At 33.0% G+C, this 13,734-nt stretch carries 11 protein-coding genes and 3 tRNA genes; 7 read left to right on the top strand and 7 right to left on the bottom strand.

Features of this window, described 5'->3' with window-relative positions; all coding sequences use genetic code 11:
• Positions 1 to 1,562: 1,562 nt before the first annotated feature.
• From LX95_RS07500 to cmk, 3 genes are all read right to left on the bottom strand, one after another.
• Complete coding sequence (locus tag LX95_RS07500) at positions 1,563 to 2,204, bottom strand: hypothetical protein (RefSeq protein ID WP_146240763.1); 642 nt, start codon at positions 2,202 to 2,204, stop codon at positions 1,563 to 1,565.
• A gap of 1,216 nt (positions 2,205 to 3,420) precedes the next feature.
• Positions 3,421 to 5,244: a 30S ribosomal protein S1 gene (gene rpsA / locus LX95_RS07495; protein WP_111540833.1), complete on the bottom strand. Its 1,824-nt coding sequence runs from the start codon at positions 5,242 to 5,244 to the stop codon at positions 3,421 to 3,423.
• Between the two features lie 237 nt (positions 5,245 to 5,481).
• Complete coding sequence (cmk, locus tag LX95_RS07490) at positions 5,482 to 6,177, bottom strand: (d)CMP kinase (RefSeq protein ID WP_111540832.1); 696 nt, start codon at positions 6,175 to 6,177, stop codon at positions 5,482 to 5,484.
• A gap of 74 nt (positions 6,178 to 6,251) precedes the next feature.
• On the opposite strand from cmk, the gene LX95_RS07485 reads away from it, so the two are divergent.
• Both LX95_RS07485 and LX95_RS07480 read left to right on the top strand, forming a co-directional pair.
• Positions 6,252 to 8,615, top strand: coding sequence for a DUF5686 and carboxypeptidase-like regulatory domain-containing protein (locus tag LX95_RS07485; protein ID WP_111540831.1), 2,364 nt, complete (start codon positions 6,252 to 6,254; stop codon positions 8,613 to 8,615).
• Positions 8,616 to 8,666: 51 nt separating this feature from the next.
• The gene (locus LX95_RS07480) at positions 8,667 to 8,894 is read left to right on the top strand and encodes a PLDc N-terminal domain-containing protein (RefSeq protein ID WP_111540830.1); all 228 of its coding nucleotides are present in this window, start codon (positions 8,667 to 8,669) and stop codon (positions 8,892 to 8,894) included.
• Between the two features lie 24 nt (positions 8,895 to 8,918).
• Here LX95_RS07480 and porQ read toward each other — a convergent pair whose 3' ends face one another.
• Positions 8,919 to 9,938 (bottom strand): type IX secretion system protein PorQ, encoded by a 1,020-nt coding sequence (porQ, locus tag LX95_RS07475; protein ID WP_111541146.1) that lies wholly within the window; start codon positions 9,936 to 9,938, stop codon positions 8,919 to 8,921.
• 112 nt (positions 9,939 to 10,050) lie between these two features.
• Positions 10,051 to 10,992 carry an FKBP-type peptidyl-prolyl cis-trans isomerase gene (locus LX95_RS07470; protein WP_245924737.1) on the bottom strand — a complete coding sequence of 314 codons (942 nt, stop codon included), beginning with the start codon at positions 10,990 to 10,992 and terminating at the stop codon, positions 10,051 to 10,053.
• 77 nt (positions 10,993 to 11,069) lie between these two features.
• On the opposite strand from LX95_RS07470, the gene LX95_RS07465 reads away from it, so the two are divergent.
• Positions 11,070 to 11,462, top strand: a complete 393-nt coding sequence (locus LX95_RS07465; RefSeq protein WP_111540828.1) for an RNA-binding S4 domain-containing protein — start codon at positions 11,070 to 11,072, stop codon at positions 11,460 to 11,462.
• Positions 11,463 to 11,465: 3 nt separating this feature from the next.
• Positions 11,466 to 11,966, top strand: a complete 501-nt coding sequence (locus LX95_RS07460; RefSeq protein WP_111540827.1) for a phosphoribosyltransferase family protein — start codon at positions 11,466 to 11,468, stop codon at positions 11,964 to 11,966.
• Here LX95_RS07460 and LX95_RS07455 read toward each other — a convergent pair.
• On the bottom strand, positions 11,961 to 12,479 hold the full coding sequence (locus tag LX95_RS07455; protein WP_111540826.1) for a shikimate kinase: 519 nt from the start codon (positions 12,477 to 12,479) through the stop codon (positions 11,961 to 11,963). The two genes, LX95_RS07460 and LX95_RS07455, sit on opposite strands and share 6 nt — an antisense overlap.
• Before the next feature lie 122 nt (positions 12,480 to 12,601).
• Between LX95_RS07455 and LX95_RS07450 the strand changes: the two genes are divergently transcribed.
• From LX95_RS07450 to LX95_RS07440, 3 genes are all read left to right on the top strand, one after another.
• A tRNA-Lys gene (locus LX95_RS07450) sits at positions 12,602 to 12,674 on the top strand.
• Positions 12,675 to 12,711: 37 nt separating this feature from the next.
• Positions 12,712 to 12,784: transfer RNA gene (locus tag LX95_RS07445), tRNA-Lys, on the top strand.
• A gap of 26 nt (positions 12,785 to 12,810) precedes the next feature.
• Positions 12,811 to 12,894: transfer RNA gene (locus LX95_RS07440), tRNA-Leu, on the top strand.
• Between the two features lie 580 nt (positions 12,895 to 13,474).
• On the opposite strand, the gene LX95_RS07435 is transcribed toward LX95_RS07440, so the two are convergent.
• The coding region (locus tag LX95_RS07435) for a T9SS type B sorting domain-containing protein (protein ID WP_146240762.1) at positions 13,475 to 13,734 on the bottom strand (260 nt) is incomplete at its 5' end.

The following is a 13,734-nucleotide window of genomic DNA, read 5'->3' as shown; positions in this document are numbered from 1 at the left end:
TTATCTTGATACAAAACGAAGCAAAAGATCAAGACTGACTAAAAATTTATAAGAAAATACTACGGAACCCGCAACCACAAATGAAAAGAACTCAACCTCCTTACCAGTCGGTCTCAAACAGCTTTTCATTTTCTAGCCACCGCTGCTTCCTTGATTTTCAATATATTTTTAGATAGGTCAACTTTTACGAAAGATACAAGAATGCAAAATAAGAGGTAGAATTTAAGATATTAGAAGTCTCTCTATTAATAAATATATAATATTTTTAGAAAGCATTCGGCATATCGAAATTTACTCGTAAAATTGGCAGTGCAGTAAGCGCAAAATTTTAGGCTGTTTGAGACCGATGGCAATCGGGTGAGTTCCTAAAATTTAGCTTGCAAACCTACAATTTAGAGTAAAATTCGTCAGCCTAGATTTTTGCTTCTTTTTAGCAATGAAAAAGAAGAGAGCATCTATAAATGTTTATAATATAAAATGAAGCTATAATAAGATTTCTCAGTCGTGCTTTCTTCGAAATGACAAGGATGAGATACTCAATGTAACTCTAAACATTCAAGTATAGTATGACGTGGCCTATCGAAAGTATTCTGTGAAATTTGAAAATCGATGGTCGTAAAATTTTGGGTTGTTTGACCGCAGGGAGTTCCTAAAATTTAGACCTCGGTTGATAAATTTAAGAATAGTTTCGTCAGCCTAGATTCCTGCCCGTATCGGTCAGGCGGGTTTGCTTCTTTTTCCGGCGATGGAAAAGAAGAGAACATCAATAAATGTTTATAATATATAATGAAGTAATAAATATATTTCTCGACTCCGCTCGAAATGACAAGAAGGTAGATTAGTATTTAGGAATATAAGATTGGTTCTTGACTCGCTCAAAATAATAAAGATGAGTAAGATTAAAGAAAATGCGATACACCTGGATGAGATGCTGAATCGAGTTCAGCATGACGTTAAGCTGTGTAATTACTCAATTTGATTCTAAGCATTCAAATATAGTTTGATAGGGCCTATCGGAAATTACTCGTGAAATTTAAAGTGAAAAGGGCGTAAAATTTTAAGCTGTTTGAACGAAGTGAGTTCTTAAAATTTAGACCTCGAACGATAAATTTAGAGTAAGATTCGTCAGCCTAGACTTTTTTGGTTCTTTTTTGGGCAATGCAAAAAAGAAGAGAACAATCAATGAATGAATGCTTACGAAATAAAACGAAGTAATAATAAGATTTCTCAGTCGTGCCTTCTTCGAAATGACAAGGATAGGACACTAAACTGGATGAGATACTGAAACAAGCCCGCCTAAATGAATTATTTAATTCGGGCAGGTTCAGCATGACGTTAAGCTGTGTAAAATACTCAATTTGATTCTAAGTATTCAAATATAGTATGAGGTGGCATATCGAAAGTATTCTGTGAAACCAGCCTGCTCGTCTGGCAGGTTTGAAAATAAATGAACGTCAAATTTTAAACGGTTTGGGAAATCCATTTTTCTTTCTAACAACACCTACCCTATTACTAAGCTTTAGTAAACAAAAAAAATTTCGTTTTCACCTCAACTTTAAGATTTAAAACTTTGGACGATAGATAATTTTTGTTTTTCTTTTTGAAATTACCAATACACCTACCTCCTTAGATTGACAGGCTTGTAAAAATCGTTTACAATCTCTCGGCTTATAGAACGCTAATAAACCTAGTTTGTAAGGTAAGTTTAAACTTTCTTTTGAAATGGCTATCCATTTTTCATCTGTAGGGTATAAATGGATCTGAATGGCAAAATCTAAAAACTTATAAGAGCTTGAAGTGAGGACAGCGAGACCTCCCAATACTAACCCAAATATCAGGAGGACGCTAGTCCAAAAAAATAAGCCTCTATAATACCAAAGCATTTCTTGCGTAAAATAAAGCGATAATACTCCCGCCATTAATGCGATGAAAATAGCGAAGTTGGCAAACCTAGCTTCTTTCCAATAATTACGAATGTTATTGAAAGGATGTGATGGTTTTGATTTAAGTCTTTCTTTATACCTTTTATGAGACTGAAGAAAATCATCGTTTTCATGATGTTGGCAAGCACTTTCTTCGAGGTGGGTATGGACATTTTCTAAATTATATTCTTCTTTATAAAATTCTTTTAAAAAACGTAATGCTCTTTCTTGAATATATTTTTCAGCTACACTAGACATGTTAATTTGATGTATATTTTTCACCTCTTTTTGGCTTCATATTATATAGACTATGATACCCAGCTAAAATACCATCCTGTCTTATAAGAATATTACGGAAACCCGTAAGAGCTGCTATAATTCTACTTCAAAGAAGTTTTGTTGTTTCGGAATTAGAGACTTAAGTTTAGTTTAACGAGATAAGATGTATGACATAGGACTTAAGACATAAGAAGTTGCTCTATTAATAAATATATAATATTCTTAGAAAGCATTCGGCTTATCAGAAATCGCTAGTAAAATTTTAAGGATTTATCTGAAGAGGTCTTTTTTTATGCAATAGAAATTTATAAGAAAATACTACGGAATCCCCAGCCACAAATAAAAAGAACTCAATCTCCTTACCAGTCAGTCTCAAACAGCTTTTCATTTTCTATCCACCGCTGCTTCCTTGATTTTCAATATATTTTTAGATAGGTCAACTTTTATGTAAAATGCAAGAATATAAAATAAGAGGTAGGACTTAAGATATTAGATTTCTCGACTCGGCTCGAAATAGCAAAGATAAGACGCTAAACTGTATGAGATACTGAAACAAGCCCGCCTAAATGAATTATTTAATTCGGGCAGGTTCAGCATGACGTTAAGCTATGTAAATAATCAATTTACTTCTAAATTTTCAAGTATATTTTGATGTGACATATCGAAGGTATTCTGTGAAATTTGAAAATCGATGGTCGTTAAATTTTAGGCTGTTTAACCGCAGGGAGTTCCTAAAATTTAGACCTCGGTTGATAAATTTAAGAATAGTTTCGTCAGCCTAGACTCCTGCCCGTACCGGTCGGTCGGGTTTGTTTCTTTTGGGCAATGCAAAAGAAAAGAATATTAATGAGGCTAAATTTTCCTGAACTTGAAAATCAGCTAAAAAAACTTTATCCTGCGGATAGCAAACCGCTTCGCTAGGCTATCCTCCCCATCCCCCGCTAAGTTTTTTATTGATTTTACTACGCTCATGAAAAGTAGGTCACTTCTCTTTCTAAGAAAAATTTGCATTATTTTAATAATTGAAAAAAAAAATTAAAAAGTGTTCGGCCTATCGAAAATTACTCGTCAAATTAGCAGTGCAGTAAGTGTTTGATTAAGAAAAATTTAGACATTATTAATTACACTAATCTTTATACTATTACCTTATTCTCTCCCATAAAAAAAGCCTTCTCTAATTGAGAAGGCTTTTAATTTATTAGAATAAATAGTTAGAAAATTATTTTCCTTCCATTCTATCTTTTAAAGCTTGTAAGTCTGCATTTGCATCACCAAGAGTCGGTTTATTCTCCTCTTGAGATTTTTTTGCTGCTTGCTTTACAATCTTAGCTTCTTCTTCTTTATGAATAGACATATGAGAAGCAACTACTCTTTTAAATTCTTTATTGAATTCAATGATGATAAATTCTGCTTCGTCTCCTTTACCTAATTTAGATCCATCTTCTTTCTCTAAATGACGTGTTGGTACGAATGCTGTAATATCTTCATTAAACTCGATTGTAGCTCCTTTGTCTACCATCTCATCGATAGTAGCCGTATGCTTCGTTCCTACTGCGAACTCAGTTACATACTTATCCCAAGGATTATCTTCAGTTTGTTTGTGACCTAAACTTAATTTACGTCCATCAACATCTAACTCAAGAACTACAACGTCTAATTTATCTCCTACGTTACAGAATTCTGATGGGTGCTTAATCTTCTTAGTCCAAGAAAGGTCTGAGATATAGATTAAACCATCAATTCCTTCCTCTAATTCTACGAATACACCAAAGTTAGTGAAGTTTCTCACGATACCTGAGTGACGAGAACCAACTGGGTATTTAGTAGTAATATCTGTCCAAGGGTCTGGCGTTAATTGCTTAATACCAAGAGACATTTTACGCTCTTCTCTATCTAAAGTTAAGATTTGCGCTTCTACCTCATCTCCAACATTAACGAAATCTTGAGCCGAACGTAAGTGTGTAGACCAAGACATTTCAGAAACGTGGATTAATCCTTCAACACCTTCAGCTACTTCGATAAATGCACCGTAATCTGCGATTACAACTACTTTACCTTTTACTTTATCTCCAACTTTTAAGTTTTCATCTAAAGCTTCCCAAGGATGTTTGCTTAATTGCTTAAGACCTAATTGAATTCTTGTTTTAGCCTCATCAAAGTCTAAGATTACAACATTCAATTTCTGATCTAACTCAACAATCTCATTTGGATGGTTGATTCTAGACCAAGAAAGATCTGTAATATGAACTAATCCGTCAACTCCACCAAGATCAACAAACACACCGTAAGAAGTAATATTCTTCACAGTACCTTCTAATACTTGACCTTTTTCTAATTGACCAATAATTTCTTTTTTCTGCTCCTCTATATCTGCTTCAATAAGCGCTTTATGAGAAACTACAACGTTTTTAAATTCGTGATTAATTTTCACAACTTTAAATTCCATTGTTTTATTTACGTAAGCATCGTAATCTCTAATTGGCTTCACGTCAATTTGAGAACCTGGTAAGAAAGCTTCGATACCAAATACGTCTACAATCATACCACCTTTAGTACGACATTTAACGAATCCGTTAACGATAGTCCCTTCTTCGTGTGCTGCATTAACGCGATCCCAAGCTTTGATTACACGAGCTTTACGGTGAGAAAGTATTAATTGACCTGTTGAGTCTTCACGAACATCAATAAGAACCTCTACTTTATCTCCTTCTTTTAAATTAGGATTGTAGCGAAATTCATTTAAAGAGATTACCCCTTCACTTTTTGCATTAATATCGATAATTGCATCACGATCTGTAATGTTAATTACCGTACCTTCTACTACTTCATCATCCAAAGTATCTACAAAGTTTTCTGCTACTAATTTCTCAAACTCTTCTAGCTTTTCATCGTCGATAGGATCAATTCCTTCTTCGTAGTTGTGCCAGTTAAAATCTGATAAGAATTTTTCAGGATTTTCTTGTTGCTCACTAAGAGCTGGTTGAGATTTGGTAGCCATACCTGCTACTTCTTCTACCTCAGGAGTGTTTTTTTCTTCAGCCATTGCTGATTATAAATTTGTATTCTGTAATCTCTTCGGAAGATTTAAACAACTGAAACACAGAAGTGTTTATAAAAATAGATTATATATTCCCTTTCTCTTTTCCGAAACGTTGCAAAAAGGAGTGCAAAAATACAACTTATTTTTTGATATTCAAACCTTTAAACCTAAATTATAGATTTATGATTTTTAACGAAGTTAATATGAGAAATAATCCTCTCTATTGAAAGAAAATAGTTTTTAAGATGCCTCTGAAATACTCTTTTTAGACAAACTGAGTATTTTATCAAACTGTTCTTGTAAAGTTAGGTTGCTATTATCAATTTCTATAGCACTTTCAGCTTTCACCAATGGCGAATCTTCCCTAGAAACATCAATTTTATCTCTAGTGACTACATTTTCTAATACATCTTCATAACTTACATGTTCTCCTCGTTCTAACAATTCGTCATGACGACGTCTTGCTCTTTTTTCCGCGGAAGCAGTCATAAATAATTTCAATTCGGCTTTAGGAAAAACTACTGTTCCAATATCACGACCATCCATCACAATACCTTTCTCCTCTCCCATTTTTTGTTGTTGTTCTACCAATTTTCTTCTTACCGCAGAAACTGTAGCGATAGGACTTACATATTGAGAAACCTCTAACGTTCTTACTTTTCTCTCTACATTTTCTCCATTAAGGTAAACATCAGCAACATCGGTGGTGGGATTGAGCTTAAAATGAATTTGTATTTCGCTTAATTTCTCTTCTAGTTCTTTTTCGCGTAAATAGCCTTGTCCTACTAAATTATGATTCATCGCAAACAACGTCACGGCACGATACATCGCTCCCGTATCTATATAAACATATCCTAATGCTTTCGCAAGTTGCTTAGCAACAGTACTTTTTCCTGTGGACGAAAAACCGTCTATGGCAATTATTATTTTTTTCAAAAGTAGGTTTGTTTATATTCGTTAATCAATATGGCTTTAGCACGAAAATATAATTAATTTGCCACACCTACTCTATGAAAAAGCTTCTTTTTTTATGCTTAGCCTTTATCGTTTCTTCTTTAAGCGCACAAGCTGACCTTAGCGGAATTATTATTAATGAAGAAACCAGAGAGCCTTTAGCTTTTGTAAACATCACCATTAACCACAACACAAAAACAGGGGTTATTACAGACATTGACGGGATGTTTACCATAAAACAGAATGAAAAAATTAATACAATTACGTGTAGTTATCTAGGTTTTGAATCTAAAACCTTACAAATAAGCGGTCATAATTATTTAAGGATTTCTCTTTCTCCTAAAGAAGATCAATTAGAAGAAGTAATTCTCTCTGCCAAAAATCCTGCTCACGCAATTATAGAAAAAGTGATTGCTAAACGAGAAGAAAACAACCCTAATAACATTAAGTCTTTTCAATACACATCTTACAACAAAACTATTTTCGATTTTGTCGCCACAGATAAGGAGACAGACTCTGTTATGAACAGTGTTTTTAAAGGAGGACATCTTACTGTGATGGAATCGGTTACCCAGAAAAAATTTATTGCTCCCAATTTAAGTGAAGAAACTGTAATTGGCAATAAGGTTTCTGGTTTTAAGAATCCGTATTTCGCAACTTTAGCTACCGATATGCAACCCTTTTCATTTTATGATGAAAACATTAAGCTTTTAGAAATTCCTTTCCTTAATCCTATTAGTAATGGTGCTTTAAAAAAATATGAATTCCGTTTAACGGAAACTCTATATAAAGGAGAAGATAAAATTCACTTAATTTCATTTAAACCAATTCCCAATAAAAACTTTGAAGGTTTAAAAGGTGTTCTTTACATTAATACAAATAATTATGCCTTACAAAACGTAATTGCAGAACCTGCAAATGGGCTTAAAATGGATTTAAAAATTCAGCAACAATATCAATTTTTAGAAAATAAATATTGGTTTCCCGAACAGTTGAATTACGAGCTTCAAGTCCATACGGTCTCTGAAGATGGAGATATTTTAAAAGTAAATGGGAAAAGCTATATTAATGAGGTTGATTTTAATTCAGAAATCAAGAAGAAAGAGTTTTCCGCGTTAAGCGTAAAAATTGAAGAGCAAGCCGCAAAAAGAGATAGCTTATTTTGGACTCAATATCGTGTAGACCCTTTACGGAATAAAGAAGCAATCACCTACCAAGTAATGGATAGCTTGGGAGAAAAATATAAATTTGATCGCATTCTTTCTTATATGGAAAAACTACCACAAGGTAGAATCCCCGTGAAATTTATAGATATCGATCTTACCAAAACATTTATTTACAATCAGTTTGAGGGTTATCGATTAGGAACCGGACTTTATACGAATGAAAAACTATTTAAAGACACGAGTCTTGGAGGCTTTTTTGGATACGGATTACAAGATAATCGTTGGAAATACGGCTTAGAAGCAAAACATATTATAAATAGAGAAAATGAGTTTTTTATAAAAACCTCTTACCAAAACAATGTAAAGGAAATTGGAAGTTATGGGTTACCAATATCTAATCAAATTTTTGGTGGTTTGCGAGATTTTATGGCTTCAAAAATGGATCATTTACAGCAATATAAAATAGAAACTGGTTTTAGAATTTTCAAATATTTAAAAGTAAATGTTTCAGGCCAGCAAGATAAAATTTCTCCGTTAGGAAATTATGGTTTTGAAACCCCAGTATTTATTCCCAACGACTATCAACATACTGCCGCTAGTGTGAGATTGAGATATGCTTTTAGGGAGAAATTGATTCAAACTCCACATCAAAATGTAAGTTTAGGAACTTCTTACCCCGTTTTTACGCTCAATTACACCAAAGGTTTTGATAATATTTTGGAGGGAGAGCTTGATTACCAAAAAATTGAATTTAGAGTAGAACAAGATTTCTTTCTTCGCAATTTCGGAGAAACCTCTTACCGACTACAAGCAGGGTACATCAATAAAGTTTTACCAAACGGACTTATGTTTACGGGAGAAGGCAGCTATGATCCAGATATATTATTTTTAATTGAGAACACGTTTCAAACTCAAACTCCGTATGAGTTTTTATCTCAAGAATATGTAGATCTCTTTCTTTCTCATAATTTTGGATCTTTACTTTTTAAGAAAGGAGATTTTAATCCTGAAATTATTATACATCATAATTTTGGTTGGGGAAATCTAGACGATCATACTCTAAATTTCAAAACCAAAAAAAATATATACTTAGAAGCAGGTTTACAACTTGGAAGATTAGTAAAGATCAATTACTTTAATATGGGATATTTTAGCATCAACGCCGGAGCTTTTTATCGCTACGGAGCGTATCATCTCGACAGCTTTGATGATAATTTTACTTTTAAAATAGGTCTCGGATTTAGTTTTAATTAGTCTCCACAACTATATTATTTTAATATATTGCAAAAATTACATACTAACTAAATGATTTACATAGGAATGGAAATTATTGGAATTTGGCAGACAATTTTAATCGTTTTGCTTATTGTAGGTTTTTTATTACCTGTAATAGCTTTAATCGATATTTTAAAGAGTGACTTTAAAGGAAATGATAAAATCATTTGGGTACTAGTCGTACTCTTTTTAAACTTAATAGGAACTTTGCTTTATTTTTCTATCGGCAGAAAACAAAAAATCACTTCTGCTAACTAAAAAGACTTATCAGTTTTTGACTAATTACTGTAAATTAATTTGCATTCCAAAAAAGCTAGAACTTGCCGCACTGCTGTATCTTGCATAGCTGTAGCTTAAGCGGATTTTATTAAATTTAACCGACAAACCACCACTAATTCCTGCAAACGAACGCTGATCTACTATTCTTAGTTCTTCGCCGCGTCTAAAGCTATATCCTAATCTCAAATTAAAACCTCCTTCAGGGAAAATTTCTGCACCAAGAATAGTGTGTCTTAGTACATTGTTAAAGAAACTAGGATCATCTTCTTCTACATTTCCTTCTAAATCGGTCTCGTTCCTCGCCGAATTACTAAACGCAATATTCCATTCTTGTAAATTCTCTAATGTAACATGCCAACGAATAGGAATGTTTTTAGCTTTCTGTGAAATCCCTAAATTGACTTCTAGCGGGATTTTTTCGTAAATTTCATCATAAGGAGTAAATTGAGTACCAATATTTCTAATGACTCCTGCTACCACCAAATCCCAGTCTTCATAAAAGTAAGTTACTCCTAAATCTACCGCACCTCCAAAAGAAGAATACTGCTCTAATTTGGAAGAAATCAATTTCACATTAGCGCCTACATAAAAATCTGACCACGGTATATTATAAGCATAACCAAATGAAAGTGCAGCTTCCCCACCACTAAATTCTCCTGTAGCCTCTCCAAATTCATTATATCCATCAAAGGTACCATAGTTTACATAGGTAATCCCTGTATGAAAAACCTGAGTTCTTCTGTCAAACAAATAAGCGTACGAAGCTGTACCATAGTTCACATCACCTAAATAGTTAACATAGTTAACCGATAGCTGATTATCCATTCTATAATTTATCAATGAAGGATTGTAAATAGCTGCGGTAGGATCATAATCATAGGCTGTAATATTCTTTCCTCCTAATGCAGCTTGTCTTGGAGAAGCTACCAAATTAAGAAACTGGTAAGTGGATTGCCCTCCAATTTGAGCTGACAAATTGAACGAACATAAGAATATAAAGAGTAATAACCCTATTTTTTGCATAGCGGCAAAAGTAACCATTTATGATAGGAAACGAAATAGCAAGGTTTTTATTTTCAGGGATAGAAGATAAAAAAGCCTCAATTAAAAAATTGAGGCTTTTTAAAAGTTGTTTTTAAAATACATCAGGATCCAAATAATCTGGAGTTCCATCGTTATTAGAATCTGTTAAAATAATTTCATCTGGAGAAATCCAACCATCCCCATTAGCATCATTCACTTCAATTTCATCTATAGTTAACACTCCATCATTATCATCATCGGTGTCAGAAAAATTGGCCAAACGATCTCCATCAAAATCATCATTCAATAAATAAGAATCATTATTAGCATCTTCCATATATGAAGGAATACCATCATTATCATGATCTATCTGAATCCCCTTATATAACTGGAATGAAAAAATTAAGGATTCATAAGCCAGTATAGGAGATGCTATTGGTGGTTCAGCAAAATAACCTAATCCAGAAGGAATAAATACCGCTCCGATTCCGAAATCATCATTATAAGCAACTGTACCATCTTCATTAGATACAAAACCAGAAGCTCCTTTAAATTCATTAATACCTTCAATAAAACCAGTTATAAAACCACCATCTCCAATATCGGCTAAATTAAAATTAGTAGGATTCATACTTTGATCAAAAAGCTCTCCATCTAAAAGTTCTCCTTTATAAGTCACTAAGACACGATCGGCAAACGTAGGCTGATATTCTTGTTCAAAACCTTTTCTTACCTGCAGATAGTACAATGTATAGTCTACTTCTCCATCAGAAACTGATTTAGATTTTAATAACTCCGAATCTATGAGTGCTGTTTCTCCTGCATTCTCGCCAGCAATGGTGTCAAAAACCATAATTTGGTAATTTGCGTTATCTGGATTATCTTCTAAACGGTAGAAGTGAGTCTCTAAGAAAGTTAAAATCTCTTGTTGATTTTCTGCAGCTACTTCAGCTCTATCTCTGTAATTATTTCCACTCCCTCCGTCATCGTCGTCATTACAAGACACAAGAGCAATTGCGGCAATCATTAATGTAAAAATCAGTTTATATTTCATCATTTATGCTTTTTAAGCGTGCAAGATACAATTTTCTTATATTTTTGTTTTGACTTAAAGTTTAAAATTAAACAACTATGAGAGTAGACAAGTTTTTATGGTGTGTTCGTTATTTTAAAACTAGGAGTATTGCTACTAATGCTTGTAAAAAAGGACACGTAAAAATAAATGGAGATAGTGTTAAACCTTCTCGTGATGTTTTTCCTACAGATAAAATTGAAGTAAGAAAAAACCAAATTAATTATAAAATTGAAGTTTTAGATTTACCTCCATCTCGGGTAGGTGCTAAGTTGGTGAGCATTTATATTACCGATATTACTCCTAAAGAGAATTTAGAAAAATTAGATCTTTTAAAATATTCCAAAGATTACTATCGAAAAAAAGGAACTGGAAGACCCACTAAAAAAGATCGTAGAGATATTGATGATTGGTTTGAAATCCCAGCAACGGACAAAGAAAATAAAGAATAATCTATGAAAAAAGAAGCCACATTAATCTTAAGCCACACTCAAATAGAGCATAAGATAAGAAGAATAGCATTTCAAATCTATGAAAACAACATTGATGAAGATGAAATTATCCTTGCCGGAATCGCTAACAGTGGATATCTTTTTGCTCAAAAATTGAAAGATTGCTTAGAAGATATCTCTCCTATTACGATTAACCTTTGTGAAGTTAAAGTAAATAAAAAAAAGCCTTTAGACACGGTAACAACATCATTAGGTGAAGATCTTTACACTAATAAATCTATCGTTATGGTAGACGATGTATTAAACTCTGGAGCTACCTTAATTTACGGTATCAAATATTTTTTAAACGTTCCTCTAAAAAAATTACAAACTGCCGTTTTGGTAGACAGAAGTCACAAAAGATTTCCTATTAAAGCCGATTTTAAAGGGATATCTCTTTCTACTTCATTAAGTGAAAATGTAAAAGTGTCTTTAGACAAAGAATATAAAGCAGAACTATTATAGCTGTTTTATAAGCAAATTAACAGTTTCTTCTATACTTAATGTAGAAACATCTAAAACCACATCACTTTGCAAATAGTAATACTGACGTTCAAATAAATGTTTTCTAATAAAATCATTTAAGCTTTCTCGACTTTCTTGGTCACTAATAAGAGGTCTCTTCTCTTTTTCATTAAATAAACGCTTAGTGAGTTCATTTAGCTCTACCTTTAAATAAATAAGTCGTACTTCTTTATTGTTTTTTAAAATTTCTAGATTGTCTGCATAACATGGCGTTCCCCCTCCTAGCGATAAAATGAAACTTTCGGGAGCATCTAAAAGCTCTTTTAACACTTCATTTTCCTTTTTTCTGAAAAATATTTCACCTTTTTCTAAAAATATTTTTTTTACTGATTTTTGCTGATTTTTTTCAATTTGATCATCCAGATCAAAAAAAACCAAACCTAATTTACTGGCTAACAACCTTCCAACTTGAGATTTTCCAGATCCCATATATCCACACAAGACAATTTTCATAAGCTTAAATTAATGAGAATTTATTTTTTTTTAAAGATATTAAAAATTGTTTGATGATTTACTTGATAAATTAATAATACATCTTATATTTGCACCCGCGTTCAAGGAAAGAATGTTATTTAGATCTGGTAGCTCAGTTGGTAGAGCATCTCCCTTTTAAGGAGAGGGTCCTGGGTTCGAGCCCCAGCCAGATCACAAAGATTTTAGTTCTTAAATATATATTTTTAAAAATGATCTGGTAGCTCAGTTGGTAGAGCATCTCCCTTTTAAGGAGAGGGTCCTGGGTTCGAGCCCCAGCCAGATCACTTTTTAATTCTCTTCAAAATCCTCGGCCCAGGTGCTGGAATTGGTAGACAGGCATGGTTGAGGGCCATGTGTCCATTAGGGCGTGTGGGTTCGACTCCCATTCTGGGCACTTTTATACTCTTTCACATACTACAAACACTCACTTCTTAAAATTCAGGAGAAACAAAAGGGGAAAGTAATTACTTTTATTTTAACCGAAGATCTTACTTTTCAAATCTCTTCATAAATAGCAACATTACTCACGCAGAGCTTAGTTAATTTTTTAACTAAAGACTATGAATTTCATTTATCACATTTCATTTTTTCAATAATATTTTTAAGCTCACCTATCAAGGATAATTTTTGTTTTTTATAAGCTTATATACTTTTAAATGAAGGTATTTTGTTTGGTATTTGACCACAACTCGTTCTTTAATAACTAACTATTTCGTTAAATTTACTGTTATTAAACTTTTTTCAAATTCTTTTCTAGATGATTTATATATCCTATAAGATAGATTGACGCTTTCATTTTAATTAATTCTGGAAGGTTTCAAACAGAACGAGTGTAAATATTAAATCTAGGACTTAGAAGACCAGCCTCTTCCACCCAATTTCCCAATCATTTATTAACAAAAAACCCCACTACACCTTGTAAGATGTAGTGGGGTTTTATTTTGATGTTTTTCGCTTTCGCGGAAATAAACTTTTTAGCGCTTTAAGGTGAAGTTAGCCTTAAACTCTTTGCGTTTATCATCTGTATCGGTATACTCCACTCTGAACCAATAATCATTGGATGGCATAGGGTTACCATTGTAGGTTCCGTCCCAACCTTCACTGCTTGGACTCAACTGCTTTAAAAGCTTTCCGTAACGATCAAAAATATAAATCTTAGCGTCTAACTGGTTTGAGATCCCTTGAATGTTCCAACGGTCATTATAACCATCTTCATTAGGCGTGAAAAAAGCTG

The sequence above is a fragment of the Mesonia algae genome (assembly GCF_003253545.1).
Lineage (GTDB): Bacteria > Bacteroidota > Bacteroidia > Flavobacteriales > Flavobacteriaceae > Mesonia > Mesonia algae.
The sequence above is the reverse complement of the archived record's forward strand: the minus strand, read 5'-3'. Positions and strand labels throughout refer to the sequence as shown.